Origin of the sequence: Micromonospora sp. NPDC048843, assembly GCF_040649965.1 — a bacterium.
Classification (GTDB): domain Bacteria; phylum Actinomycetota; class Actinomycetes; order Mycobacteriales; family Micromonosporaceae; genus Micromonospora; species Micromonospora hortensis.
Map to the genome: position 1 here is coordinate 1 of NZ_JBEZGJ010000110.1, position 24,918 is coordinate 24,918.

The window sequence follows — 24,918 nt, forward strand, 5'->3', positions numbered from 1 at the left end:
CGATGAACAGGTGCCGTGGCCCGGAGCCCCGACGACCGGCCGCAGCGCCCGGGGCAACGGCGGACGACACCTGCTGTGGGTCGACCCGGCCCGGGCCGCCACCCGCCGCCGGAGGAAGGAAGCAGGTTTCACATAGCTGGTTAGGACGTCTCGGCGAGCGTCACGGTCTCCGTCTTCTCGACACCGTTGCGCTTGAACTGGACCTCGACCCGGTCGCCGACCTTGCCGGCCTGCACCGCGCCGACCAGGTCGTCCGAGTCGTTGACGGGCTTGTCGCCGAACCGGGTGACGACGTCGCCGCGCTGGAGGCCGGCCTTCTCAGCCGGGCTGCCCGGGGTGACCGACGCGACGAGGGCGCCGCCGCCCTCGGCCTGGTTGACGCCGACGCCGAGCGACGGGTGGCTGACCTTCTCGCCACGCTGGAGCTTGCCCGCGACGTCCTTGGCCTTGTTGCTGGGGATGGCGAACCCGACACCGATGTTGCCGGTGCTCTGCCCGGAGGTCGCGATGGCGGTGTTGACGCCGATCACCTCGCCCCGGGTGTTGACCAGGGCGCCACCGGAGTTGCCGGGGTTGATCGGGGCGTCCGTCTGGAGCAGGCCGGAGATCGAGCTGACCGGCTGGCCCTGCTGCTGGGTCGGGTCCTGCGGCTGACCCTCACCGGCCCGGATGGTGCGGTCCCGGGCGCTGAGGATGCCCGAGGTCACCGAACCCTGCAGACCGAGCGGGCTGCCCAAAGCGAGCACCTGGTCGCCGACCTGCATGGCGTCGCTGTCGCCGAACTTGGCCGGCTTGAGGTCGCTCACCCCGTTGGCCTTCACCACGGCCAGGTCGGTCTTCGGGTCGGTGCCAATGATCTTCGCGTCGGCGGTCTTGCCGTCGGCGAAGACCACCCGCACGGCGTCGCCGGCGGCGGACGCGACAACGTGGTTGTTCGTCAGCACGTACCCGTCGGCGCTGAGCACCACCCCGGAGCCCTCACCGCTGCCGGTGGTGATCGAGACGACGCTGTCCTGCACCGACGCGGCGATCTTCGGCAGGTCGGCGCCATTGATCACGGGAGCCGCGGAGTAGGTGCGGGTGATGCCGCCACCGTCGCCGTCGAGGGCGAGCGCGAGCGCCCCACCGGCAACACCGGAACCGAGCATCAGGGCGAACACCGCGACACCGGCGCCGGCGAACTTGGCGATCCGGCCCGGCCGGGGGCCGCTGCCGGGCGGCGCGACCTGCGGGCCCCACGGCGGGACCGGCTGGCCCGGGTGGTGCGGGTGCTGTCCGGGGTGCTGGGCGTGCTGCCCGGGGTGCTGCTGGTGCTGGGCGTACGGCATGCCCGGCTGGCCCCCGCCGGCCCAGCCGGACTGCTGGCCCGGGTACCACTGGGCACCTGGGTAGTGGCCGGCGGCCGGCTGCGGGTAGCCGGGCTGGCCGGGCGCCGGGTGACCGGAGACCGGGTACGGCGGCGCGGACGCGGCGGCCGGGCGCTCGTAGCCTGTCGACGGCTCGTATCCGGTCGGCTGAGCGGCGGCCGGCTGGCCGCCGGGCACGCCGGAGCCGGTGTAGCCGACCGGGCCGGCGGACGGGGTGGCGGCGGTGGTCTCCGCGTCACCGGTGGTGGAGGCGACAGTCGGGTCGCCGCCGGTCGAGACGACCGGTACGGGAGTGGTCGGGGAGTCGGACTGCGCGCGCTCGTCGCGCGGCAGCTCGGCGGTGGGGTGCGACGGCTCGGCGTCGGTGGGGGCCGGCCGGCGCTGCGGGTCGGACTCGAACTCGGTCATGGGACTACCTTCTCCCTCCGCACTGCAATCAACCTGGAACCGTCCTGGAAGTTGGCTGAAAGTCACTCGCCCGCTCCGTCGACCTGCGGCAGCAGCGGCAGCCGAACCCGGAAGGTGGCACCGCCGCCGGGCGTCTCGGCCACCTCGACCGAGCCGTGGTGGGCGGCGACCAGCGCCGCCACGATGGCCAGGCCGAGGCCGGTGCCGGTGTTGCCGTCGGCCCGCCGGGTACGGGCCGCGTCGGCCCGGTAGAACCGTTCGAAAACGCGTTCCGCCTGCTCTGCCGAGAGGCCGGGACCGGTGTCGGCCACCTCCACGACGGCGAAGCCACCCGGTTCGGCGCGCAGCCGTACCCGGATCTCGGCCTCTGTCGGGGTGTGGGTGAGCGCGTTGGTGACCAGGTTGCCGATCACCTGCCGCAGCCGCGCGTCGTCGGCGGAGACGACGAGCGGGCCGGATTCGGGCGCGATCTCCAGCTCGATCCGCCGGTCCGGTGCCATCGCCCGCGCCGCCTGCACCGCGTCGGAGGCGAGCACCGGCAGCTCCACCGGGGTCAGCGAGAGCGGTCGTTCCATGTCCAACCGGGCGAGCAGCAGCAGGTCTTCAACAAGCAGCCCCATCCGGGCCGCCTCGTCCTCGATCCGGCGCAGCAGGCCAGCGGTCTGCTCCGGCGCACTTGCCGCACCCTGCCGGTACAGCTCGGCGAAGCCACGAATGGTGGTGAGCGGAGTCCGTAGCTCGTGCGAGGCGTCGGCGACGAACTGCCGCATCCGCTCCTCGGACCGGATGGCCCGCGCCTCGGACGCCTGAGCGGCGGCGGCGGCGTCCCGGGCGGCGCTCTCCGCCCACCGGGCCGAGGTCTCCGAGGCGGCTCGGGCGGTGAACGCGGCCTCGATCTGGGTGAGCATCGCGTTCAGCGCACGGGAGAGCCGGCCCAGCTCCGAGGTCGGCTCGGCCTGGCCCTCCTCCGGGTCGGGCACCCGGCGGGTCAGGTCACCGCCGGCGATCGCCGCAGCGGTCTGTTCGATCTCGACGAGGGGCTTGAGGCTGGTCCGGACGATCGCCGCGCCGACCGAGGCCAGCATGATCAGCACTGCGCCACCGACCAGGAGGTCTATCCAGACGAGCTGCTTCACCGCCCGGTCCACCTCGGTCAGCGGCTGACCCACCGCCAGCACCGAGCCGTCCGGTTGAGCCGCGTAGTAGACCCGCCACCGGGTGAGTCGATCGTGTGAGACCACCGTGTGCGGCTCGCCCTCCGCCGCCTCGAAGTCCTTACGGCTGGCGGGAAACGTTGGCAGCTGTTCAGGGTCGAAGTTGCGCTTGTCGTACTGGGGGTCGTACACCTGCCGGTCGTCGGCCACGATCACGACGTAGTCGCTGGGCAGCACCGCGCCGACCTCACCGCTGCGCAGGTTCAGAAGCACCTTGCCGAGGCCCTGGGCGGTCGACCGGACCTGCCCGTCGACCTGGCCCTCCAGGTAGTTGCGAAGGAAGTACGCGGTCAGCGAGCTGATCACCAGAAGCGCGACGGCGACCAGCGCGAGCACCGAGGTGACCAGCTTCACCCGCAGTGGAACGCTGCGCACCCGTCCCTTCGCCTGCTGGACCGCGTTCACGCCGCCGGCTTGCGCAGGACGTACCCGACGCCGCGAAGAGTGTGGATCAGCCGGGGTTGGGTGGTGTCGACCTTGCGCCGCAGGTACGAGATGTAGGACTCGACGATGTTGTCGTCGCCCCGGAAGTCGTAGTTCCAGACGTGGTCGAGGATCTGCGCCTTGGACAGCACCCGGTTGGCGTTGAGCATCAGGTACCGCAGCAGCTTGAACTCGGTCGGCGAGAGCTGCACCCGCTGGCCGGCACGGTGCACCTCGTGGGTCTCCTCGTCCAACTCCAGGTCGGCGAAGGTGAGCCGGGACGGGGCCTGCTCGCCGGTAGTGGTGCGGCGCAGCACGGCGCGGATCCGGGCGGTCAGCTCCTCCAGGCTGAACGGCTTCGTGACGTAGTCGTCGCCACCCAGGGTCAGCCCACGGATCTTGTCGTCGGTGGCGTCCCGGGCGGTCAGGAACACCACCGGGGTACGCGTGCCGCCCTCGCGGAGCATCCGGATGACCTCGAAGCCGTCCAGGTCGGGGAGCATCACGTCGAGCACCACCAGGTCGGGCCGGTGGTCCTTGGCGGCGTTGAGCGCCGCGCTTCCACTTGTCGCGGTGGCCACGTCGAAGCCCGCGAACCGCAGGCTCGCGGAGAGCAGTTCGAGGATGTTGGGGTCGTCCTCGACGACGAGCAGTCGCGCCTCGGTCTGGGTAGCGGGCATGCGCCCATCATCGGTGACGTCACTGCGCCAGCGCTGGACGCTTCCTGCAAAAAGGCTGTGAGTCGCTGACCATCCGGCGACGCCGGTCAGCGCAGCAGGCGACGCAGCCCGTCCAGGGCACCGTCGAGCAGCCGGATCGCGGTGCGCAGCTGGTTGTCGCTGAACTCTCGGGCGCGCATCAGTCGGCCCACCTCGGCGGTGAACGCGGCCAGCCGCTTGTCGAGTTCGTCGAGCAGCTCGGCCTGCGGCCCGGTGGTCGACGCCGGCCGGGGCGGCGGTGCGGGCGCCTCCCAGCGGGCCCGCCGAGTCTGCCGGGTGGCCTCGCTCAACTCCCGCTTGAGGTCGCGTGCCGATCCGCGTACCTCGCTGCGGATCTCGCCGGCCAGGCTGGAGAGGTCCGCCACGGAGGCCGCGATGTCCGTTTCCAACGCGGCCAGCTCACCGGCCCGCTGGCGCAGCTCGGCCCGGCCGGCGTCGGTGATGTCGTACGTCTTGCGGCCGCCGGCTGCGGTGTGGCTGACCAGACCCTCGGTCTCCAGCCGTTGCAGGCGGGGGTAGATGGTGCCGGCGCTGGGCGCGTACAGCCCGAGGAAGCGGTCCTCCAGCAGGCGGATCAGCTCGTAGCCGTGCTTCGGGCCGTCGTCGAGGAGCTTGAGCAGGTAGAGCCGGAGTCGCCCGTGGCTGAACACGGCGGTCACGGCAGCTCCTCACCATCGTCGTCGACGGCTCGGGCGAGCAGGGCGATGCTCCCCGAGGTCGCGGAAGCCCAGAGCTTACCGTCGCCGGCTCCGAGCACTCCCTCGCTGCTGGGCAGTGGGAACGTCGAGGTGCGCAGCTGCGGAAAACCGCTGGTGATCCGGCCGGAGGCGGTGTTCAGCTGGACGGCGAGGTCGCTGTCCGCACGGACCCGGACGGTGATGCTGCCCGAGATGGTGGTCAACCGGATCTCGCTGCGCCTCGGGTTGTCCAGGTCGCAGGTTATGGTGCCGGAGACGGTCTGTGCCCGTACCCGGTCGGCGGCGCTGTCGGCGAGGATCACCTCCCCGGAGACCGTCTCCACTGTGAGGTCACCGCGGACGCCGAGTGCCTCCACCGGCCCCGAGGTGAGCTTCGCGGAGGTGCTGCCGCGCAGCCCCATCAGGGTGATCTGGCCGGCGACGACGTTGGCGGTGGTCTGCCGGCGCAGGCCGGAGGCGACCAGCGAGCCCGCGACGAGGCCCAGGTCGGCGAGGACGTCGGCGGGCACGGCGATGGAGACGTCCACCCGGGGATAGCGGTGGATCATCCGGAACCAGCGCAGGACGTCCGACCAGCCCCGACCGCGCTCCTGGCGGATGCTGAGCCGACCGTCGGTGTGGTCGATCAGGATCGGCCGACGGCCGACCTGGGTCACGTCGATCCGGGTCGGCCCGTCGGTGGCGACCACGTTGAGCCGCCCACTGATCAGTCGCACGTCCAGCCGGACGACCGGAGCGTCCAGTGTGAGCCGTTGCGGGCTCTCGACAGTCCATCCGGCCATGGCGTCCCCCTCTCGACGACGCGCGGGAGGCACGCCGAACAGGAGGAGAATGTAACGCGATACATCGCGACACCACAAGACAGGGTCGCGAGTTGGTCGCCGCTCGGCGTCGGCTTGTTCCCTCAGGCCGCCAGGTCGAGCTCCCGATCAGCAAGCGGAGCCCGCGCGGGAACGGCCGGGGTCACCGTCGGCACCGGCCGCAGCCGGGCCCGCGCCACGGCACCCGCCGTCGGCACCAGGTGTACGGCCGACTCGGCGGCCCGAGCCAGCAACCGCCGGTCGGCGTCACGGGCCGGGTGCAGCGCGGCGGCGATCGTCACCGAGACCACCAGCTCCCGCGCCGCGACCACCCGTGCCACCGAACGCAGCAGGGTGTCCGCACCGAGGAAGGCGGCGACCGTGGTGGTCGACCCGGTGGCCGCACAGCGATAGCCGAGCCGCAACGGGACCACCGGGCTGCCCGTGTCGATGGCCGCCTGGAACGTCGCGGGCCGGAACCCACCGCCGGGGCGGCAGTCGGTGGAACCGTTCCCGGCACACCACGTCGTACCCTCCGGAAAGACCGCCACCGACCGCCCGGCGCGCAGCGCGTCGGCGACCCGGGCGACGGTCCTCGGCAGGGCCAGCGGCCGGGCGCGGTCCACGAAGACAGTGCCCGCCGCCGCTGCCAGCAGACCGACCACCGGCCAGGAACGGATCTCCCGTTTCGCCACCATCCGGGTGGGCGCGACCGCCAGCACCGCGAGGATGTCCAGCCAGGAGACATGGTTCGCGACCAGCAGCGCGCGCCGCCGGGGCAACCGACCCCGGACCACGAGGCGGACGCCGAAGGCGCGCGCGGTGGCCCGGGCCCAGCCGCTGAGCAGCGCCTGCCGTTCCCGAGTGGGGAGCACTGGCAGCAGCGCCACCACCGGGATCCCGGCCAGCAGCATGCCGAGCGCGGCGACCAGCCGAAGCACCCGGCGGGCCACCGGCACCGTGGGCACCTCGCCGGCCGCTGGCAGGCAGTCGTCGCCGCAGCCCGAGGAGGGCCGCCACAGGTCGCGCGGCACGGCGGTCACCGCTGCTCACCGCCGAGGAAGTGCCGCAGGTAGCGCGGGTTCATCCGGTCCAGGGAAAAGAGGACGTAGAAGTCCGCGCACCCGAAGTCGCTGTCGTACGACGGCTCGCCGCAGATCCACGCGCCGAGCCGGAGATAGCCGCGCAACAGCGGCGGAACCGCCACCCGCCCGGTCGGGGCGGCGGCGACCGGGCCGGCGGCAGCCGCCTCGGTGAACCAGGGCCGCAACGGGCGGACCCGCAGCGGCGGCGGCGGCAGGTGCCGGGCCCGGGCCTGGGTCCACACCTCGGCCACCGTCCGCCCGCCGTCAGCCACCGGCACCGACGCGCAGCCGCCGAGCCAACGGGAGCCACGCAGGTGCAGGTACCGGACGATGCCGGCCCACATCAGGTTGATCACCGCGCCGGAGCGGTGGTCCGGGTGCACGCAGGACCTGCCCGCCTCGACCAGGTCGTCGCGGAGCGGGTCGAGCGGCCTCAGGTCGAACTCGTCCTCGGCGTAGCGCCGGGTCGTACGGCCCGGCGGCAGCAGCCGGTACGTGCCGACCACCTCGCCGGTGCTGTCCTCGCGGACGATCAGGTGGTCGCAGTACGCGTCGAAGGGGTCCACGTCCAACCCGGCCCCGCCGGGAAGGAGGGTGGCGCCGAGCTCGGTGGCGAACACCTCGTGGCGCAGGCGTTGCGCGGCCGCGACCTGGGTAGGGTCGTCGGCGATCAGCAGGGTGTATCCGCTGGTCTTCAGGGGTGCGCCAGCGGCATGCAGAACGGCCATGGGATCTGTGTAGGTGCCCGGGTTGCCATCCACGGGGACCACCGGTGTCGATCGGATGAACGCCGGCAGGCGAGACCGCTAGCGACGCCCGGCGCAGACCGTGCGAGGCTGCCGGACCAGGCCGGCGACGGCGCCGACACGCACCACCGGAGGTCGACGATGCGCATCGAAACCCGCTACAACGGGCCCGCCGGTTCCGGCAACGGCGGCTGGAGCGCGGGGATCTTCGCTGCCGGGGCGGACGGCAGCGGGCCGGTGGAGGTGACACTGCGCCGGCCACCACCGCTGGACACCGAGCTGACACTGGTCGACGGCGAGGTCCGGGACCCGGCCGGCGAACTGGTGGCCGAGGTGCGCCCGGCCGGGGTGATCGATGCCGTCGTACCCAGTGTCGACCTGGAGACGGCGGTGGCTGCCGCGGCCCGCTACCCCGGCCTGGTCGAGCATCCGTTTCCCAGCTGTTACGTCTGCGGGCCCCAGCGGGCCGACGGGCTGCGGATCTTCCCCGGCCGGCTTCCCGATGGCCGGACCGCCGCGCCGTTCCGCGCGCCCGCACAGGTCAGCGCTGCCACGGTCTGGGCCGCGCTGGACTGCCCCGGTGGTTGGGCTGTACTCGCGCCGGGCCGCCCGTACCTGCTGGGCCGGATCGCCGCCGAGGTCGCGACGCTGCCCGAGCCGGGCGACGAATGCGTGGTGACCGGGGCGTTGCTCCGTGTCGATGGGCGCAAGGCGCTCGTGCACACCAGCCTGTACGGCCCGGACGGGTCGCTGCTCGGCGCGGCGCGGGCAACCTGGATCGCCCGCTGACCCCATGCCGTAGTCCGTAGGGATGAGTCGCCTCCGTCCCGCGACGGAGGCAAACGTACTGACCGCGCCTGATTGACCTTGTTGCCACGGGCCGTCACGCTGTGCCACGGCGTACCTCGACGCCACACACGGGAGGAGAACGATGACTGACGGGCAGCGAAGCCCCACCAGCGACGGTCAGATCGTGGTGTCCGGTCTGACGAAGCAGTACAAGAACGTCCGGGCGGTGAACAACCTGTCCTTCACCGTGGCGCCGGGACGGGTGACCGGCTTCCTCGGCCCGAACGGCGCAGGCAAGACCACCACGCTGCGCATGCTGCTGAATCTGGTCACGCCGACCGCCGGCACGGCCACCATCAGCGGCCACCGCTACGCCGACCTCGCCACCCCGCTGCGGCAGGTCGGCGCGGTGCTGGAGGCGTCCAGCGCGCACAAGGGCCGCACCGGCATCAACCACCTCCGGGTCATCTGCGCGGCGGCAGGGCTGCCCAAGCAGCGGGCCGACGAGGCGTTGGCACTGGTCGGGTTGACCCCGGCGGCGAAGCGCAAGTTCAAGGGTTACTCGCTGGGCATGAAGCAGCGGCTCGGCATCGCCGCCGCGATGCTCGGTGACCCCCGCGTGCTGATCCTCGACGAGCCGGCCAACGGGCTGGACCCGGAGGGCATCCGGTGGATGCGTGGGTTCCTCAAGAACCTCGCCCACGAGGGTCGTACGGTCCTGGTCTCCAGCCACCTGCTGTCGGAGATGCAGCTACTCGCCGACGATGTGGTGATCATCGCGGCCGGGCAGTTGGTCCGGCAGGGTCCGGTCGACCAGGTGCTCGGGTCGATGGCCCAGAGCGCCCGGGTCCGTGTCCGCACCCCGCAGGCCGAGGTGTTGGCCGCCGCCCTCAAGGCGCAGTCGGCGACCATCGAGACCGACGAGCAGGGTGTGCTGCTGGTCGGCGGGGTGGACGCCCCGACGATCGGCCGGTCCGCTCTCGCGGCCGGGGTCGAGCTGCACGAACTGACCACCGAACGGCCCGATCTGGAACGGGTCTTCCTGGAGCTGACGGCCGGAAAGGCGGGCATCCGATGAACCTGGTCCGATCCGAGCTACTCAAGATCCGTACCACCAGCACCTGGTGGTGGCTGGCCCTCGGGGCGTTCCTCTCGATCGCCCTGGCGTTCGCGATCAACGCGTGGTTGGCGGTCACGACGCTCGGCGGCGACGCCGAAGAGATCGGCGTCAGCGCCGAGCAGGCGACCGCGCCGGCGCAGGCGGCGAACCTCTACACCTCGGGGCAGTACCTCGGGCTGATGTTCGTGATGCTCATCGGCATCCTGATGGTCACCAACGAGTTCTTCCACCAGACCGCGACCACGACGTTCCTGACGACTCCCCGGCGTACGTCGGTCATCGTCAGCAAGCTCGTCGCCGCCAGCCTGCTCGGCTTCATGTTCTGGCTGGCGACCACGCTCATCGACCTGGCCGCCGGCGCGATCTTCCTGTCCGCGAACGACTACGGCACTCAGCTCGGCGAGTGGCCGGTGCAGCGGGCGCTGCTGTTCAACCTGCTGGCCTACGCCATCTGGACGATCCTCGGGGTGGGCATCGGCACGCTGATCACCAACCAGCTCGGAGCGGTGATCACGGCGGCGGTGCTCTATCTGATCGGCACCCAGGTGGTGGGTCTGCTGTTCCTGCTCCTGTCGAACGTGCTCGACAGCCAGGCGGTGCTCAAGTGGCAGGTGGTCTGGCCCGCTGTGGCATCCCAGGTCATGATCACGGAGGGCACCTCGGAGTTCACACCGTCCTGGTGGGTCGGCGCCCTGGTGCTGATCGGCTACGCGCTGGTCAGCGGAATCGCCGGAATCCTGCTGACCCGGCGGCGCGACATCGCCTGATGGCGTCTGCGACCCCGGAGCGGCAACGACACGCTGGCCGCTCCGGGGTCGACGTCACCGGCCGCGCGAGGGCCGGGTGTTACCAGTTCGACACTGTGCGCGCAGGCGTTGCTGAACTTCTGGCATCTTCTGTGAAACCGGCCACGGGACCGAGGCGGAAATGCCTGCGGGATCGGTACGGCGTAGCCTGGGAGCCATCCGTCCGTGCTCCTAATCGGGCGCGACGGACCCACCGCGTGCCACACAAACCCGCGTGAAAGAGGCGATTACCGGCCGTGTCGACCCAGCAGACTTCGCAGGAGAACCCACTGGCGGGTTTCGGCCCGAATGAGTGGATCGTCGAGGAGATGTACCAGCGCTACCTCGCCGACCCATCGAGCGTCGATTCGGCCTGGCACGACTTCTTCGCCGACTACCGACCGGCACCGGGAGCGGGCACCCCGCGCGGCGCCGAATCATCGGACAAGCCGGCCGCCGCCCCGGAGCCGGACGGTCAGCCGGAGGCAGCCGCCACCGTCGCCCAGCCGAGCGCCCCGGCCAAGCCGGCGACCGCGAGCAAGCCGGCCGCCGCCCAGCCGGCGCCGGCCAAGACCGCCGCTCCGGCCACGCCGAAGGCCGCGCCGGAGAAGGCCGCGCCGGCCAAGCCGGCCGCCAAGGCCGCCGCGCCGAGCGCCGACGGCCCGCAGACCACGCCGTTGCGGGGCGTCGCGGCGAAGATCGTCCAGAACATGGACGCCTCGCTGAGCGTGCCGACCGCTACCAGCGTGCGCGCGGTCCCGGCCAAGCTGCTGGTGGACAACCGCATCGTGATCAACAACCACCTCGCCCGTGGGCGGGGCGGCAAGGTCAGCTTCACCCACCTGGTCGGCTACGCGATGGTGCGCGCGCTGGTCCAGCACCCCGAGATGAACAACTCCTTCGCCGAGGCCAACGGCAAGCCGGCGGTGCTCCGCCCGGCACACGTCAACCTCGGCATCGCGATCGACCTCGCCAAGCCGGACGGCAGCCGCAACCTGGTGGTCCCCTCCATCAAGGGCTGCGAGCAGATGGACTTCCGGCAGTTCTGGCAGGCGTACGAGGACGTGGTCCGACGGGCGCGGCGCAACGAGCTGACCATGGAGGACTACTCCGGCACCACGATCTCGCTGACCAACCCGGGCGGCATCGGCACCGTGCACTCGATGCCGCGGCTCATGCAGGGGCAGAGCGCGATCATCGGCGTCGGCGCGATGGAGTACCCGGCCCCCTACCAGGGGATGTCCGAGGCGACCCTGGCCGAGCTGGCGGTCAGCAAGATCATCACGCTGACCAGCACGTACGACCACCGGATCATCCAGGGCGCGCAGTCCGGCGAGTTCCTCAAGGTGATGCACGAGCTGATCCTGGGCGAGCACGGTTTCTACGACCAGATCTTCACCGCGCTGCGCATCCCGTACGAGCCGGTGCGCTGGATGCGCGACGTCGCTGTCAACTCCGAGGGTCAGATCAACAAGACCGCCCGGGTGCACGAGCTGATCCACGCGTACCGGGTGCGCGGTCACCTGATGGCCGACACCGACCCACTGGAATTCAAGATCCGCAAGCACCCCGACCTGGACGTCCTCCAGCACGGGCTCACCCTGTGGGACCTGGACCGCGAGTTCCCGGTCAACGGCTTCGCCGGCCGGCAGCGGATGAAGCTGCGCGAGATCCTCGGCGTGCTGCGCGACTCGTACTGCCGCCGCGTCGGCATCGAGTACATGCACATCCAGGACCCGGAGGAGCGGCGCTGGGTCCAGGAACGGATCGAGCGCAAGTACGAGAAGCCGTCCGCCGACGAGCAGAAGCACGTGCTCAACCGACTCAACGCCGCCGAGGCGTTCGAGACCTTCCTGCAGACGAAGTACGTCGGCCAGAAGCGCTTCTCGCTGGAGGGTGGCGAGTCGTTGATCCCGCTGCTCGGCGAGGTGCTGGAGTCCTCCGCCGAGAACGGGCTGGACGAGGTCGTCATCGGCATGGCCCACCGGGGTCGGCTCAACGTGCTGGCCAACATCGTCGGCAAGCCCTACGAGAAGATCTTCTCGGAGTTCGAGGGTCACCTGGACCCGCGCTCGACGCAGGGCTCCGGCGACGTGAAGTACCACCTGGGTCAGAACGGCAAGTTCACCACCCCCGACGGCGAGCACGCGGTCAAGGTGTCGGTGGTGGCCAACCCGTCGCACCTGGAGGCCGTCGACCCGGTGCTGGAGGGCATCGTCCGGGCCAAGCAGGACCGGATCGACCTCAAGCTCGAGGGCTACACCGTGCTGCCGCTGGCGGTGCACGGTGACGCCGCCTTCGCCGGGCAGGGCGTGGTCGCCGAGACGCTCAACCTGTCCCAGCTGCGCGGCTACCGCACCGGCGGCACCGTGCACGTGGTGGTGAACAACCAGGTCGGCTTCACCACCGCCCCGGAGTACAGCCGGTCCAGCCTCTACAGCACCGACGTGGCCCGGATGATCCAGGCGCCGATCTTCCACGTCAACGGCGACGACCCGGAGGCAGTGGTCCGGGTGGCCCGGCTGGCGTTCGAGTACCGGCAGACGTTCAACAAGGACGTCGTGATCGACATGGTCTGCTACCGCCGGCGCGGGCACAACGAGGGCGACGACCCGTCGATGTCCAACCCCCAGATGTACAAGATCATCGACTCGAAGCGCTCGGTCCGCAAGCTCTACACCGAGGAGCTGATCGGTCGCGGTGACATCACCGTGGAGGACGCGGAGGAGCTACTGCGCGACTACCAGGCGCAGCTGGAGAAGGTCTTCAAGGCCACCCGGGACGCCGCCTCGGCGCCGCGCCAGCTCAACCGGCCGCGCCGCGAGGAGGAGCCGGAGCCGCAGGTCGACACCGCCACCGACGCGTCGGTAGTCAAGGCCATCGGCGAGGCGCACATCAACCTGCCGGAGGGCTTCACCCCGCACAAGCGGATCCAGCAGCTACTGGACCGGCGGGCCAAGATGTCGGTCGAGGGCAACATCGACTGGGGCTTCGGCGAGATCATCGCGCTCGGGGCGCTGCTGCACGACGGGGTCACCGTCCGGCTCGCCGGGCAGGACTCTCGTCGCGGCACGTTCGTCCAGCGGCACGCCTCCGTCGTCGACTCCCGCACCGGCGACGACTACCTGCCGCTGAAGTCGCTGACCAGCGACGGCGACCGCTCCCGGTTCTTCGTGCACGACTCGCTGCTCAGCGAGTACGCGGCGATGGGCTTCGAGTACGGCTACTCGGTGGAGAACATCAACGCCCTCGTCGCCTGGGAGGCCCAGTTCGGCGACTTCGTCAACGGCGCCCAGTCGGTGATCGACGAGTTCATCTCGTCCGGTGAGGTGAAGTGGGGCCAGCGCTCCGCCATCACCCTGCTGCTGCCGCACGGCCACGAGGGTCAGGGCCCGGACCACACCTCCGGCCGGCCGGAGCGGTTCCTGCAGATGTGCGCCGAGGACAACATGCGGGTGTCCATCCCGACGACCCCGGCGAACTACTTCCACCTGCTGCGCCGCCAGGCCCTGTCGCCCAAGCGCAAGCCGCTGGTGGTGTTCACGCCGAAGTCGCTGCTGCGGCACAAGCTCTGCGTCTCGTCGGTGGAGGACTTCACCACCGGCACCTTCCAGCCGGTGCTGCGCGACACGGCCGCCCCGGCGCCGGAGGCCGTGAAGCGGGTGCTGCTCTGCTCCGGCAAGGTCTACTACGACCTCTTCCAGGCCCGGCAGGAGCGCGGCGTCACCGACACCGCGATCCTCCGGTTGGAGCAGCTGTACCCGCTGCCGGTGGAGGAGATCCGGGCCGCCCTCGCGCAGTTCCCGAACGCGGAGGACTTCGCCTGGGTGCAGGAGGAGCCGGCCAACCAGGGTGGCTGGTCGTTCGTCGCGCTCAACCTGCTGGAGCACCTCACTGACGTTCGGCTGCGGCGGATCTCCCGTCCGGCCGCGGCCGCCCCGGCGGTCGGCTCGGCCAAGACCCACGAGGTCGAGCAGAACGCGCTGATCGAGGCGGCTCTCCCCCGCCCGTGACCTGACCTGAGCACGGAAGCCGGGGCAGGGCCGTTTCACCACGGTCCTGCCCCGGCTCTCGTAGGTCCGCCGGCTCGCCCACCCGCCGGCCGGTTGACCATCCACCCAGCACCCGCCCGGCCGCCCGAGCCGGACCGGGCCGAGCACAAGGACGTACCCATGTACTTCACCGACCGTGGCATCGAGGAGCTGGTCGAGCGCCGGGGCGAAGAGCAGGTGACCCTGGAGTGGCTCGGCGAGCGTCTGCGCGACTTCGTCGACCTCAACCCCGACTTCGAAACCCCCATCGAGCGCCTGGCAACCTACCTGGCCCGCCTGGACGACCCCGACGACGAAGACGCCTAACCCCTAACCCCGTTCCCCACCCGGTGATCAAGAAGTTTCGGTCACGATGGGGGCCGGAGCTGACGCAAACTTCTTGATCAACGGGCAGGGGGTGGGAACGTGGCTCGGAGTGTTTACCTCACCAGCGTGGGGTCCGGCGGGGGCAAGTCGACGATTGCCCTCGGGTTGGCGGAGTTGCTGTCCCGCCAGGTCGGGCGGATCGGCGTGTTCCGGCCGTTGGTGGCCGACACCGGCCAGGACCCGATCCTCGCCCTGCTGAGCGAGCGCTACCGGGTCGAGGTGCCGCTGTCCGAGCTGGCCGGGGCGAGCTACGCCGAGGCTTCGGCGCTGGTCGCCGACGGTCGACGGGAGCAGCTCATCTCCGCCATCGTCGAGCGCTACCGGGCGGTGGAGCGGCAGTGCCCGGCGGTGGTAGTGGTGGGCAGTGACTTCGACGAGCCGGGCGACCCGGCCCACCCCCGGGAGCTTGCCTTCAACGCCCGGCTGGCCACCGAGTTCGGCAGCGTGGTGGTGCCGGTGGTGGACGGCTTCGGGCAGGAGCCGGCGGCTGTCGCGTCGGCGATGCGGGGGGCGTACCACGACTTGGCCGACCTCGGCGCGACGGTGCTCGCGGTGATCGCCAACCGGGTGACCGAGCCGATGACGCTGCCCGACCTGCCGGTCCCCGCGTACGCCATCCCGGAGGTGCCGAGCGTGTCCGCGCCGACGGTGGCCGAGGTGGCGACGGCGCTCGGCGCCACCCTGCTGGCCGGGGACGACGCCGCGCTCGGTCGCGACGTGCTGGATTTCGTGGTCGGCGCGGCGCACGTGCCGACACTGTTGGGCCACCTCACCGAGGGCGCCCTGGTGATCACCCCCGGGGATCGGGCCGACCTGCTCGTCGCCGCGAGCGCCGCGCACGTGGCCGGGCAGGTGTCGGTGGCCGGGCTGGTACTCACCCTCGGCGAGCAGCCCGACCCCAGGGTCATGCGGCTGGTGGAGGGGCTCAACACCGGGTTGGCGGTGCTCTCCGTGCGTCTCGACAGCTACGACACGGTGGCCGCGTCCAGTCGCATCGAGGGCCGGCCCAGCGCGACAAATCCCCGCAAGGTGGAGGCCGCGCTCGGCGCGTTCGAGCGCTGTGTGGACACCGACGACCTGGCTCGTCGGCTGCGGGTCAGCCGGTCGGCGCGGGTCACCCCACTGATGTTCGAGAACGAGCTGATCGACAGAGCCCGCTCGAAGCCCCGGCACCTGGTGTTGCCGGAGGGCACCGACGAGCGGATCCTGCGCGCGGCGGAGATCCTGCTTCGCCGTGGAGTGGCCGAGCTGACCGTGCTCGGCCGGCCGGACGACATCTCCCGACGTACCCGGGAGCTGGGCATCGACCTCGGCGACGTGCAGGTGGTCGACCCGGGCGCCAGCGAGTGGCGCGACGACTTCGCCGCCGAGTACGCCCGGCTGCGCGCCCACCGGGGCGTCACCGCCGAGTTGGCGCACGACATCGTCGCGCAGCCCAACTACTTCGGCACGCTGATGGTGGCCACCGGCCGCGCCGACGGCATGGTCTCCGGCGCCACGCACACCACCGCAGCGACCATCCGGCCGGCGTTCGAGATCATCCGTACGCTGCCGGACGTCTCGGTGGCCTCCAGCGTCTTCTTCATGCTGCTCGCCGACCGGGTGCTGGTCTACGGCGACTGCGCTGTCAACCGCGACCCGGACGCGGCCCAGCTCGCCGACATCGCGATCTCGTCGGCCGACACCGCCGCCCGGTTCGGCATCGAACCCCGGGTGGCCATGCTGTCGTACTCGACAGGCAGCTCCGGCGCGGGCGCCGACGTGGAGAAGGTCGCCGCGGCCACCGCGCTGGTCCGGGAGCGCCGGCCCGACCTGCTGGTCGAGGGGCCCATCCAGTACGACGCGGCGATCGACCCGGCGGTGGCGGCCACGAAGCTGCCCGACAGCCCCGTGGCAGGGCACGCAACGGTCTTCATCTTCCCGGACCTGAACACCGGCAACAACACGTACAAGGCGGTGCAGCGCTCGGCCGGGGCGGTCGCCGTCGGCCCGGTCATGCAGGGCCTGCGGCGGCCGGTGAACGACCTGTCGCGGGGCGCCACGGTGCCGGACATCGTCAACACCGTGGCGATCACCGCCATCCAGGCGGCCACCGAGGAGGCGTCGTGAGTCGGGTGCTTGTGCTCAACTGCGGGTCGTCGTCGGTGAAGTGGCGCCGCTACGACGGTGACCGGGCACTCGACCACGGCACCGTCGAGCGGATCGGTGAGCCCGGCGGCGGCCCGGCGGACCACGCCGAGGCGGTCCGGCAGATCCTGGACGGGCTGGACCTGACCGGGCTGACGGCGGTCGGACACCGGGTGGTGCACGGCGGCCGGACGTTCAGCGCGCCGGTGCTCGTCGACGACGCGGTGCTGGCCGCGATCAAGGATCTGGTGCCGCTCGCCCCGCTGCACAACCCGGCCAACCTGGCCGGCATCGAGGTGGCCCGCGCGGCGCTGCCGGACGTCCCGCAGGTCGCCGTCTTCGACACCGCGTTCCACCACACCCTGCCGGAGGCCGCCGCGACGTACGCGATCGACCGGCACACCGCCGAGCGGTACGGCATCCGCCGGTACGGCTTCCACGGCACCTCGCACGCGTACGTGTCCCGGCGCACCGCCGAACTGCTGGGCCGCCCGTACGAGCAGGTCAACACGATCACCCTGCACCTGGGCAACGGGGCCAGCGCCTGCGCGGTGGCGAACGGTCGCAGCGTTGCCACCTCGATGGGCATGTCCCCGTTGCAGGGGCTGGTGATGGGCACCCGCAGCGGCGACGTGGACCCGACCGTGATCTTCCACCTGCGCCGCGAGGGCGGGCTGTCGGTGGACGACATCGACGACCTGCTCAACCACCGCAGCGGCCTGCTCGGGCTGACCGGAGTCAACGACATGCGCGAGGTGCTCGAACGCCGGGCTGCCGGTGACCGGGCGGCGGCGTTGGCCTTCGACGTGTACTGCCGGCGCATCACCGAGTACGTCGGGGCGTACTACGCACTGCTCGGTCGGGTCGACGCGATCGCCTTCACCGCCGGGGTCGGCGAGCACGCCGCGCCGGTGCGGGCCGCCGCGCTGGCCGGCCTGGGCCGGCTCGGAATCACAGTGGACGACGCCCGCAACGACGGCGAGGGCGACCGGTTGATCTCGCCCGACGGCGCCGAGGTGAGCGTCTGCGTCATCCGCACCGACGAGGAGCGGGAAATCGCCCGGCAGACCCGGGACGTGGTCGGGGCGGCCTGACGCCACTGAGGCGCGCACCCCCGGGAGGCCCGAGGGTGCGCGTTCGATCAGCCGGTCGCCAGCCAGGCGACTCGATCAGCCGGTCGCCAGCCAGGCGACGAGTGCCACCAGCACCACGACGACCACTGCCGCACCGATGATGAGCGGCAGGCGGGACGGGGCCTCCGTCGACGCCGCAGTCTCCGGCGTCTGATTGAAGGCGCGGAACGCCTCGGTGTTGCCGCTGGGGTCCGTGTAGTTCTCAGGCATGTCGGTGACCCTAGCGAAGCTCGCCACACGGCACCGTCCCCGGCCCGCGGCGTCCCACTGGTGGACCCGGCCGGCGGAGGGGACCCGACCGGGTGGCGGGTGCACCCGAGCCGGACGGCGGGGCCGCTACGCCCGCGCGGGCACCTACCGTGGAACGATGGGGGCGGGCCGGCTGTTGGCCGTACTGGTGCCAGCGCTGCTGGCCGGTTCTGCGCCGGCCACCGCCGTGGCTGGCGGGGCCACCGGGCCGGTGTCGGCGCGTCGGGCGCCCGAGGGGTCGTACGCCGTCGGCGTGCGTACGCTCACCCTCGATCCGCGCTCGGCGCGCCCCCTGAATTCCGCCCGGCCCACTGACCCGACCGACACCGGTACGGTCTTCCGGTGGACGAGCTTGCGCGCCGGCAGTTGGCGAGCATCGCCGAGGTCATCGCGGTGACCGGGGCGGACGGCATCCCGGTCTGGCTGCGGGGCGGCTGGGCGATGGACTTCCAGCTCGGCGCGGTGACCCGCCCGCACGTCGACGTCGACTGGTACTGCTGGCGCGACGACGCCGACCGGCTGGCCACCCTGTTGCTGGCCCGGGGTTGGCTTCCCGATCCGCGGATGCCGGTGGAGTCGCAGCTCGACCTGTTCGCCGCCGACGTGGAGGTCAGCTTCGCGTACCTGGGTCGTGATGCCGCCGGCCGACCGACGGTGGGTGCCGGGTCCTGGGCCGGCGCCTCGCTGCCAGCCGGGATGCTGGACGCCCCACCCGGCCGGATCGGCCCGCTCACCGCGCCGACCATCTCGGTGGCGGCCCAGATCGAGTTCAAGCAGATGTACCCGGTCTGGATGCCGGAACGTCCCCGCCGCCCGAAGGACGCTGACGACCTGGCCCGGCTGCGCGCCGGTCCTGCTCAAGCAGATCCTCGTAAATCCCGACCTTGAAGGTGATCAGGTCCAGGCTCTGGGTGAGCCTGTCGATCTGGGAGGTGACGCGACAGTGGTGCTCGCGCAGGAGCGCGAGCCGTTCCTCCTCGTTGCCGGCGCCTTCCCGAACGAGGTCGGTGTAGCGGCGGAGCGCGGGCAGGGGCATGCCGGAGGCGCGGAGGATGATGCAGACGGTCAGCCAGTCCACGTCGTCCTGGGTGTAGCTGCGACGCCCGCCCGGCCCCCGGCGTACGGGACTGACGAAGAGCCCCTCCTGCTCGTAGAAGCGGAGGGTGTGCACGCTCAAGCCGGTGCGTTCGGCGATCTGTCCGATGCTCAGACTCGCGGTGACCTCAGGCATGCCGAGCAGGGTAACGAGGGGTTGACCTAGAGCCGACTCAAGCTCCTAGGGTGCGCGGTGATCGCTAGTGAATCACCCAAGGGAGCATTTACATGCGCTATCGCACGCTCGGCGGCACCGGCATCGAGGTCAGCACCCACTGCCTCGGGACCATGATGTTCGGCGCCGTCGGCAACCCCGACTACGACGACTGTGTCCGCATCATCCACACCGCTCTCGACCAGGGCATCAACGTCGTCGACACCGCCGACATGTACGGCCGGGGCGAGTCCGAGGAGATAGTGGGCAAGGCGCTGCGGGGGCGCCGGGACGACGTCGTGCTGGCCACCAAGGTGCACTTTCCGATGGGCGAGGGGCCCAACCAGGGCGGCAACTCGCGGCGGTGGATCCTCAAGGCCGTCGAGGGCAGCCTGCGGCGGTTGAACACCGACTGGATCGACCTCTACCAGATCCACCGTCCCGACCCCTCGACCGACATCGAGGAGACCCTTTCGGTGCTCACCGACCTCGTCCGCGACGGGAAGATCCGCGCTTTCGGCTGCTCGACCTTCCCGGCCGAGGAGATCGTCGAGGCGCACCAGGTGTCCGAGCGTCGTGGCCTCGGACGCCTGCGCACCGAGCAGCCGCCGTACTCGATCCTGGCCCGCGGCGTCGAGGCGTCGACCCTCCCGGTCTGCCAGCGCTACGGCATGGGGGTGCTGGTCTGGAGCCCGCTCGCCTTCGGGTTCCTCAGCGGCAAGTACCGCAGGGACCAGCCGATCGACCTGTCGACCGGGCGGGCCGTGCTCCGGCCGGCACAGTTCGACCCCACGATCGCCGAGAACGCCGCCAAGCTCGACATCGTGGAACAGCTCGTCGACCTCGCCACGAGCATCGGTTGCACGCTCCCGCAGCTCGCCATCGCCTTCACAGTGGCCCATCCGGCCGTCAGCTCGGCGATCATCGGACCGCGAACCATGCCGCAACTGGAAGACCTGCTCAAGGGCGCCACGCTCATCCTGGACGACGCGACCCTCGACCGGATCGACGAGATCGTTCCGCCCGGAACGAACCGGTACAACCCCAACGCCGCCTTCCCTCCGCGCGCGCTGACCGACACCGCACGGCGGCGACGCCCGCTCGCCGAACGTGCTGCGGCCTGACACCGGCCGCGCAGCGCTAGGTGAGTCGACGGGCACACCGCGTCGAAGTCCACCGGGCACGTCCGTCGGGCAAGGCACAATCGGATTCATGCCACGTCGCGTCACCCCCGCCCTGCTGGCCAGCGCCGTACTCATGGCCGGTCTGGTCGGCTGCTCGGCGGACGCCAGGAAGACCGAGAGCCAGCAGGCGCCCGTCGAACCACCGCCCGCCGCCACGCCGACACCGCAGGTCCCCGCCGGCAAGGCCCCGCAACGCGCCTTCGCGGTCGGCGTACGCCAGCTCAAGCTGAACCGGGACGGCCGTGCGCTGCCGACGACGCTCTGGTACCCGGCGGCCGGGCAGTCCGGCGGCGCGGCCAAGCGGTCGGCGACTGCGGCGCAGGGCCGGTTCCCGGTGGTGATGTTCAGTCACGGCCTGGGTGGGCGACCGGACGACTACGCCACGCTGATGACCCGCTGGGCGGCGGCGGGTTTCGTGGTGGCCGCGCCGACGTTCCCGCACACCTCGCGGGGCGCTGACAACAACGTCCTCGACGTGCTCAACCAACCCGCCGACGTGTCGTACGCGTTGGACCAGGTGCTGGCGTTGGACGGCAAGGCCGGCGACGCGTTGCGCGGCCGGTTGGACGGCGAGCGGGTGGCCGCCGCCGGGCACTCCGCGGGCGGGGTGACCACCATCGGCCTGTTCACCGCGAGCCGGGACGAGCGGCTGGACGCGGGTGTGGTGTTCGCGGGCACGGCGCTCGGCGTGGGCACCGCGTTCGCCGGTGCGGCCGCACCGCAACTGTTCGTGCACGGCGAGTTGGACGAGGTGGTCGAGTACGCGGCGGGCAGGGCCGCGTACGACAAGGTGCCCTGGCCGAAGGCGATGCTGAGCCTGCCCAAGGGCGACCACGGGCGGGCGCTGCTCAGCGACGGCGCGACGCTGCGGGTCGTCTCGGACACGTCTGTCGAGTTCCTGCGCTGGTCGCTCTACGGCGACGCGGACGCCAAGAAGCGCATTCCCACCGACGCGACGCGCGGGGACATCGCCACCTTCGACGACCACCTCTGAGGCCCGCCGCCGACCAAGCGAAGATCCGCGCAACATCGGGGATGTTGCTGCCTCGGCACGGCGAGAGGCAGCAGTTTACCTGATGTTGCGCGGATCTTGCCGCAGCGATGCGGTGCGCGTCAGGCGGTGTGGTCGATGACGACCTTGCCGAAGGCGTCGCCGGAATGCAGTCGGGCGAAGGCGTCCTCGACCCGGCTGAACGGGATCACGCTGTCCACCACCGGGCGGACCTCGTTGTCGGAGCAGAACGCCAGCAGCTCGTACAGCTCGCCGGGCGTGCCCATCGAGGTGCCCAGGATCTCCAACTGCATGGCGAAGACCCGGCGCAGATTGACCGACGGCTCGTGCCCGGCGGTCGCGCCGGAGACCACGATCCGGGCCATCGGCGCGGCCGACTTCAGCGAGTGGTCGAAGGTCGCCGCGCCGACCGTCTCGATCACCACGTCCACCCGCTCCGGCAGTCGGGCACCGGGCTCCACTGCGATGGCGCCGAGGGCCGAGATCCGGTCCCGCTTGACGGCGTCGCGGCTGGTCGCGTACACCCGCTTGCCCATCGCGACGGCGAGCGCGACGGCCGCTGTGGCCACGCCGCCGCCCGCGCCCTGGACCAGCACGCTGTCGGCGTCCGCGACGCGGCCCTTTGTGGTCAGCATCCGCCACGCGGTCAGCCAGGCCGTGGGCAGGCACGCCGCGTCGGTAGCCGCCATGCCGTCGGGCAGCGGGATCAGATTCGATCGGGGTACGACCACCCGCTCGGCGAGCGTCCCGGCAAAGTGCTCGGAGAGGATGGAGACCCCGCGCGGGTCACCAGGCGTGACGACCACCGGGTACACGACCACCGGGCGCCCCTCCGGGTCCAGCCCGACCGCGTCGCAGCCGAGGATCATCGGCAGCTGGGGCTCGGTGAGACCCACCCCGCGCAGCGACCAGAGGTCGTGGTGGTTGAGCGAGGTGGCCCGCAACTGCACGGTCACCCAGTCGTCGGCCGGAGGGGTCGGCTCGGGCCGCTCGCCGACGGTGAGCGCGGCGAGCGGATCGGCGTCGTCGAAACGGGAGGCAAAGGCAGCACGCATGATCGGCACGGTAACAAGCTGAGCGCTCGTTAAGAAGCCGTGCGCGCAGGCCGGCGGCGCATGCTGCGCCGGAGCGCCCCCGGCCCACGCGTGCGCGCACACCAGCGGCGCATGCTGCGCCGGGGCGCCCCCGGCCCACGCGTGCGCTCAGCGGCGGGCGACGCCGTCGCGGCGGGCGGCTTCGGCGACGGCCTCGGCCACGGCCGGCGCGACGCGCGGGTCGAGCGGGGACGGAACGATCGCGTCGGCGGTCAGGGACTCCGCCACCACACCGGCGATGGCGTCCGCGGCGGCGACCTTCATCGCCTCGGTGATCCGGGTGGCGCCGGCATCCAGCGCGCCGCGGAACACACCGGGGAAGGCCAACACGTTGTTGATCTGGTTGGGGTAGTCGCTGCGCCCGGTGGCGACCACAGCGACGTGCCGGGCGGCCACCTCGGGGTGCACCTCGGGGGTCGGGTTCGCCAGCGCGAACACGATCCCGCCGGGCGCCATCCCGGCCACCGCGGCCTCGGGGATCTGCCCGCCGGAGACCCCGACCAGCACGTCCGCGTCGCGCAACGCCTCGGTGATGTCGCCGTGGCGGCCGTCGGCGTTGGTGCTCGCCGCCAGCTCGGCCTTGGTGCCGGTCAGCTCGGTGCGGTGCCGGCCGATGATCCCCTTGGAGTCGCAGACCACCACCTGGTCGGGGTTGACGCCCCCGGCGATCAGCATCTTCGTCACTGCCACGCCGGCCGCGCCCGCGCCGCTCACCGCCACCCGCAGGTCACCGAGCTTGCGGTCGAGCAACATCGCGGCGTTGCGCAGCGCGGCCAGCACCACGATGGCGGTGCCGTGCTGGTCGTCGTGGAAGACCGGGATGTCCAGTGCCTCGTCGAGCCGACGCTCGATCTCGAAGCAACGCGGCGCGCTGATGTCCTCCAGGTTGATCCCACCGAACGAGGGCGCCAGCGCCCGCACCACCGCGACGATCTCGTCCACGTCCTGGGTGTCCAGGCACACAGGCACCGCGTCCACCCCGGCGAACTGCTTGAACAGCACCGCCTTGCCCTCCATCACCGGCAGCGCGGCCCGGGGGCCGATGTTGCCCAGCCCGAGCACCGCCGAGCCGTCGGTGACCACCGCTACCGTGTGCGACACCCAGGTGTAGTCGTCCACCAGGGCGGGGTCGGCGGCGATCGCCTCACACACCCGGGCCACCCCCGGGGTGTACGCCAGGGAGAGGTCCTCCCGGCTGGTGAGGGGCACTGTCGAGGTGACGGCCATCTTGCCGCCCCGGTGCAGTAGGAAGACGGGATCAGCGGGGTCCACGGTGGACGAAGACATGGTGGTGACTCCAGGATCTGTCGAGCAGATGTGAGGCGGCCGGCCCCGCCGCGAGGTGGGCGGCGAGCTGTGGCACGCGGTGCGGGGGGTCACCCGGGCACTTTCCGAGCATAGTGTCGGCACCACCCCCCGGATGTGAGCAGGGTCATAACTGACGTCGAGGTACCCGTCCGGGGCGGGGCCAGTAGCGGGCCACCACCCGTCCTCGTACGTCGGCCACGCCGTACGCTCGGGAGTCATCGGTGATCAGGTCGTTGTCGCCGCGCAGCCACCAGCCGCCGTCCTGCGGCCGGACCGCACGCTTCACCACCAGCAGATCGGGCCGGGTCCGGAAGACCGCGACCACCACGTCACCGGCACGGATCGGGCGACCACCGGGACGAACCAGCACCGCGTCGCCGTGCCGCAGGGTCGGGGCCATGGACGGGCCGGTCACCAGAACGGCGGTCAGCGGCCTGCGCAACCGGGGCACCTCAGCCGGGTGATCGGCGGCCACTGGTTTCACCTCCACCCCGTTCGGGGAGCATTCCCAGGAGTAATGTCGCCTTTGATCATCGCAAACTTCCCATGGAGGATCCCGATGCGACTTCCGCGCATCCTTGCGCCCCGCGTCAGCGCGAGCGCTCACTGCGACCTGCCGTGTGGTGTCTACGACCCGGCTCAGGCCCGGATCGAGGCCGAATCGGTCAAAATGATCTGCGAGAAGTACCAGGCGAACACCGACCCGGAGTTCCGTACCCGCGCCATCATCATCAAGGAGCAGCGCGCCGAGCTGGTCAAGCACCACCTCTGGGTGCTGTGGACCGACTACTTCAAGCCGCCGCACTTCGAGAAGTACCCGAACCTGCACAGCCTGTTCAACGAGGCCACCAAGCTCGCCGGCGCCGGTGGCGTCAAGGGCAGCCTCGACCCGGCCACCGCCGACAAGCTCCTCGCGAAGATCGACGAGATCTCGAAGATCTTCTGGGAGACCAAGAAGGCGTGACCTCCCCGGTCATCCCGACGATCCGG

23 protein-coding genes are annotated in these 24,918 nt (G+C 71.4%); 11 read left to right on the forward strand and 12 right to left on the reverse strand.

Annotated features, from left to right (window positions below; translation table 11 throughout):
* Positions 1-140: 140 nt before the first annotated feature.
* The 7 genes from AB0C20_RS23555 to AB0C20_RS23585 form a co-directional block, all read right to left on the reverse strand.
* Complete coding sequence (locus AB0C20_RS23555; protein ID WP_357568748.1) at positions 141-1,775, reverse strand: trypsin-like peptidase domain-containing protein; 1,635 nt, start codon at positions 1,773-1,775, stop codon at positions 141-143.
* A 62-nt stretch (positions 1,776-1,837) separates the two neighbouring features.
* Positions 1,838-3,394 (reverse strand): HAMP domain-containing sensor histidine kinase, encoded by a 1,557-nt coding sequence (locus AB0C20_RS23560; protein WP_357187884.1) that lies wholly within the window; start codon positions 3,392-3,394, stop codon positions 1,838-1,840.
* Entirely contained in the window at positions 3,391-4,092 is a 702-nt protein-coding gene (locus tag AB0C20_RS23565; RefSeq protein ID WP_030336721.1) for a response regulator transcription factor, read from the reverse strand. The genes AB0C20_RS23560 and AB0C20_RS23565 overlap by 4 nt, the downstream gene beginning before the upstream one ends.
* An 86-nt stretch (positions 4,093-4,178) precedes the next feature.
* Entirely contained in the window at positions 4,179-4,790 is a 612-nt protein-coding gene (locus AB0C20_RS23570) for a PadR family transcriptional regulator (RefSeq protein ID WP_357187886.1), read from the reverse strand.
* Positions 4,787-5,611 (reverse strand): DUF4097 family beta strand repeat-containing protein, encoded by an 825-nt coding sequence (locus tag AB0C20_RS23575; RefSeq protein ID WP_357187888.1) that lies wholly within the window; start codon positions 5,609-5,611, stop codon positions 4,787-4,789. The genes AB0C20_RS23570 and AB0C20_RS23575 overlap by 4 nt, the downstream gene beginning before the upstream one ends.
* Before the next feature lie 122 nt (positions 5,612-5,733).
* Positions 5,734-6,672, reverse strand: coding sequence for a lysophospholipid acyltransferase family protein (locus AB0C20_RS23580; protein WP_357187890.1), 939 nt, complete (start codon positions 6,670-6,672; stop codon positions 5,734-5,736).
* On the reverse strand, positions 6,669-7,442 hold the full coding sequence (locus AB0C20_RS23585; RefSeq protein WP_357568750.1) for a GNAT family N-acyltransferase: 774 nt from the start codon (positions 7,440-7,442) through the stop codon (positions 6,669-6,671). The genes AB0C20_RS23580 and AB0C20_RS23585 overlap by 4 nt, the downstream gene beginning before the upstream one ends.
* Positions 7,443-7,601: 159 nt before the next feature.
* Here AB0C20_RS23585 and AB0C20_RS23590 point away from each other — a divergent pair, with 159 nt between their 5' ends.
* The 7 genes from AB0C20_RS23590 (at position 7,602) to AB0C20_RS23620 (ending at position 17,793) form a co-directional block, all read left to right on the forward strand.
* Positions 7,602-8,249 carry a hypothetical protein gene (locus tag AB0C20_RS23590; protein ID WP_357568752.1) on the forward strand — a complete coding sequence of 216 codons (648 nt, stop codon included), beginning with the start codon at positions 7,602-7,604 and terminating at the stop codon, positions 8,247-8,249.
* 142 nt (positions 8,250-8,391) lie between these two features.
* Positions 8,392-9,327: an ATP-binding cassette domain-containing protein gene (locus tag AB0C20_RS23595; RefSeq protein WP_357187896.1), complete on the forward strand. Its 936-nt coding sequence runs from the start codon at positions 8,392-8,394 to the stop codon at positions 9,325-9,327.
* Entirely contained in the window at positions 9,324-10,136 is an 813-nt protein-coding gene (locus tag AB0C20_RS23600) for an ABC transporter permease (protein ID WP_145789317.1), read from the forward strand. The genes AB0C20_RS23595 and AB0C20_RS23600 overlap by 4 nt, the downstream gene beginning before the upstream one ends.
* 275 nt (positions 10,137-10,411) lie before the next feature.
* Positions 10,412-14,167 (forward strand): multifunctional oxoglutarate decarboxylase/oxoglutarate dehydrogenase thiamine pyrophosphate-binding subunit/dihydrolipoyllysine-residue succinyltransferase subunit, encoded by a 3,756-nt coding sequence (locus AB0C20_RS23605; RefSeq protein ID WP_357568753.1) that lies wholly within the window; start codon positions 10,412-10,414, stop codon positions 14,165-14,167.
* A gap of 159 nt (positions 14,168-14,326) precedes the next feature.
* Complete coding sequence (locus tag AB0C20_RS23610) at positions 14,327-14,512, forward strand: DUF6104 family protein (RefSeq protein ID WP_030490374.1); 186 nt, start codon at positions 14,327-14,329, stop codon at positions 14,510-14,512.
* Positions 14,513-14,611: 99 nt separating this feature from the next.
* Positions 14,612-16,681 carry a phosphate acetyltransferase gene (gene pta / locus AB0C20_RS23615; RefSeq protein WP_357187900.1) on the forward strand — a complete coding sequence of 690 codons (2,070 nt, stop codon included), beginning with the start codon at positions 14,612-14,614 and terminating at the stop codon, positions 16,679-16,681.
* Positions 16,678-17,793 carry an acetate kinase gene (locus AB0C20_RS23620; protein ID WP_357568754.1) on the forward strand — a complete coding sequence of 372 codons (1,116 nt, stop codon included), beginning with the start codon at positions 16,678-16,680 and terminating at the stop codon, positions 17,791-17,793. Before pta ends, AB0C20_RS23620 begins: the two co-directional genes overlap by 4 nt.
* A gap of 75 nt (positions 17,794-17,868) precedes the next feature.
* On the opposite strand, the gene AB0C20_RS23625 is transcribed toward AB0C20_RS23620, so the two are convergent.
* Entirely contained in the window at positions 17,869-18,042 is a 174-nt protein-coding gene (locus tag AB0C20_RS23625; RefSeq protein WP_210784597.1) for a hypothetical protein, read from the reverse strand.
* 381 nt (positions 18,043-18,423) lie between these two features.
* Here AB0C20_RS23625 and AB0C20_RS23630 point away from each other — a divergent pair, with 381 nt between their 5' ends.
* Positions 18,424-18,969, forward strand: coding sequence for an aminoglycoside adenylyltransferase (locus AB0C20_RS23630; protein ID WP_357568755.1), 546 nt, complete (start codon positions 18,424-18,426; stop codon positions 18,967-18,969).
* Here AB0C20_RS23630 and AB0C20_RS23635 read toward each other — a convergent pair.
* Positions 18,851-19,312, reverse strand: a complete 462-nt coding sequence (locus AB0C20_RS23635) for a MerR family transcriptional regulator (RefSeq protein ID WP_357187905.1) — start codon at positions 19,310-19,312, stop codon at positions 18,851-18,853. The two genes, AB0C20_RS23630 and AB0C20_RS23635, sit on opposite strands and share 119 nt — an antisense overlap.
* Positions 19,313-19,404: 92 nt before the next feature.
* Here AB0C20_RS23635 and AB0C20_RS23640 point away from each other — a divergent pair, with 92 nt between their 5' ends.
* Both AB0C20_RS23640 and AB0C20_RS23645 read left to right on the forward strand, forming a co-directional pair.
* The gene (locus AB0C20_RS23640) at positions 19,405-20,454 is read left to right on the forward strand and encodes an aldo/keto reductase (RefSeq protein ID WP_357187907.1); all 1,050 of its coding nucleotides are present in this window, start codon (positions 19,405-19,407) and stop codon (positions 20,452-20,454) included.
* Between the two features lie 88 nt (positions 20,455-20,542).
* Positions 20,543-21,508 carry a chlorophyllase gene (locus AB0C20_RS23645; protein ID WP_357568757.1) on the forward strand — a complete coding sequence of 322 codons (966 nt, stop codon included), beginning with the start codon at positions 20,543-20,545 and terminating at the stop codon, positions 21,506-21,508.
* A gap of 119 nt (positions 21,509-21,627) precedes the next feature.
* Here the strand turns inward: AB0C20_RS23645 and AB0C20_RS23650 are convergent, their stop codons facing one another.
* The 3 genes from AB0C20_RS23650 to AB0C20_RS23660 form a co-directional block, all read right to left on the reverse strand.
* On the reverse strand, positions 21,628-22,590 hold the full coding sequence (locus AB0C20_RS23650) for a zinc-binding dehydrogenase (protein WP_357187911.1): 963 nt from the start codon (positions 22,588-22,590) through the stop codon (positions 21,628-21,630).
* 138 nt (positions 22,591-22,728) lie between these two features.
* Positions 22,729-23,907 carry an NADP-dependent malic enzyme gene (locus AB0C20_RS23655; RefSeq protein ID WP_238688479.1) on the reverse strand — a complete coding sequence of 393 codons (1,179 nt, stop codon included), beginning with the start codon at positions 23,905-23,907 and terminating at the stop codon, positions 22,729-22,731.
* A 145-nt stretch (positions 23,908-24,052) separates the two neighbouring features.
* Positions 24,053-24,403: a S24/S26 family peptidase gene (locus AB0C20_RS23660; RefSeq protein ID WP_220090464.1), complete on the reverse strand. Its 351-nt coding sequence runs from the start codon at positions 24,401-24,403 to the stop codon at positions 24,053-24,055.
* An 84-nt stretch (positions 24,404-24,487) separates the two neighbouring features.
* On the opposite strand from AB0C20_RS23660, the gene sodN reads away from it, so the two are divergent.
* Complete coding sequence (gene sodN, locus AB0C20_RS23665) at positions 24,488-24,892, forward strand: superoxide dismutase, Ni (RefSeq protein ID WP_357187914.1); 405 nt, start codon at positions 24,488-24,490, stop codon at positions 24,890-24,892.
* The last annotated feature ends 26 nt before the right edge of the window (positions 24,893-24,918 follow it).

What these genes read in the sequence shown, in the direction of transcription:
- AB0C20_RS23555 (WP_357568748.1), bottom strand. Translation starts at nt 1,775, where the DNA reads ATGACCGAGTTCGAGTCCGACCCGCAGCGCCGGCCGGCCCCCACCGAC.
- AB0C20_RS23565 (WP_030336721.1), bottom strand. Translation starts at nt 4,092, where the DNA reads ATGCCCGCTACCCAGACCGAGGCGCGACTGCTCGTCGTCGAGGACGAC.
- AB0C20_RS23575 (WP_357187888.1), bottom strand. Translation starts at nt 5,611, where the DNA reads ATGGCCGGATGGACTGTCGAGAGCCCGCAACGGCTCACACTGGACGCT.
- AB0C20_RS23585 (WP_357568750.1), bottom strand. Translation starts at nt 7,442, where the DNA reads ATGGCCGTTCTGCATGCCGCTGGCGCACCCCTGAAGACCAGCGGATAC.
- AB0C20_RS23590 (WP_357568752.1), top strand. Translation starts at nt 7,602, where the DNA reads ATGCGCATCGAAACCCGCTACAACGGGCCCGCCGGTTCCGGCAACGGC.
- AB0C20_RS23595 (WP_357187896.1), top strand. Translation starts at nt 8,392, where the DNA reads ATGACTGACGGGCAGCGAAGCCCCACCAGCGACGGTCAGATCGTGGTG.
- AB0C20_RS23600 (WP_145789317.1), top strand. Translation starts at nt 9,324, where the DNA reads ATGAACCTGGTCCGATCCGAGCTACTCAAGATCCGTACCACCAGCACC.
- AB0C20_RS23610 (WP_030490374.1), top strand. Translation starts at nt 14,327, where the DNA reads ATGTACTTCACCGACCGTGGCATCGAGGAGCTGGTCGAGCGCCGGGGC.
- AB0C20_RS23625 (WP_210784597.1), bottom strand. Translation starts at nt 18,042, where the DNA reads ATGCCTGAGAACTACACGGACCCCAGCGGCAACACCGAGGCGTTCCGC.
- AB0C20_RS23635 (WP_357187905.1), bottom strand. Translation starts at nt 19,312, where the DNA reads ATGCCTGAGGTCACCGCGAGTCTGAGCATCGGACAGATCGCCGAACGC.
- AB0C20_RS23640 (WP_357187907.1), top strand. Translation starts at nt 19,405, where the DNA reads ATGCGCTATCGCACGCTCGGCGGCACCGGCATCGAGGTCAGCACCCAC.
- AB0C20_RS23645 (WP_357568757.1), top strand. Translation starts at nt 20,543, where the DNA reads ATGCCACGTCGCGTCACCCCCGCCCTGCTGGCCAGCGCCGTACTCATG.
- AB0C20_RS23655 (WP_238688479.1), bottom strand. Translation starts at nt 23,907, where the DNA reads ATGTCTTCGTCCACCGTGGACCCCGCTGATCCCGTCTTCCTACTGCAC.
- sodN (WP_357187914.1), top strand. Translation starts at nt 24,488, where the DNA reads ATGCGACTTCCGCGCATCCTTGCGCCCCGCGTCAGCGCGAGCGCTCAC.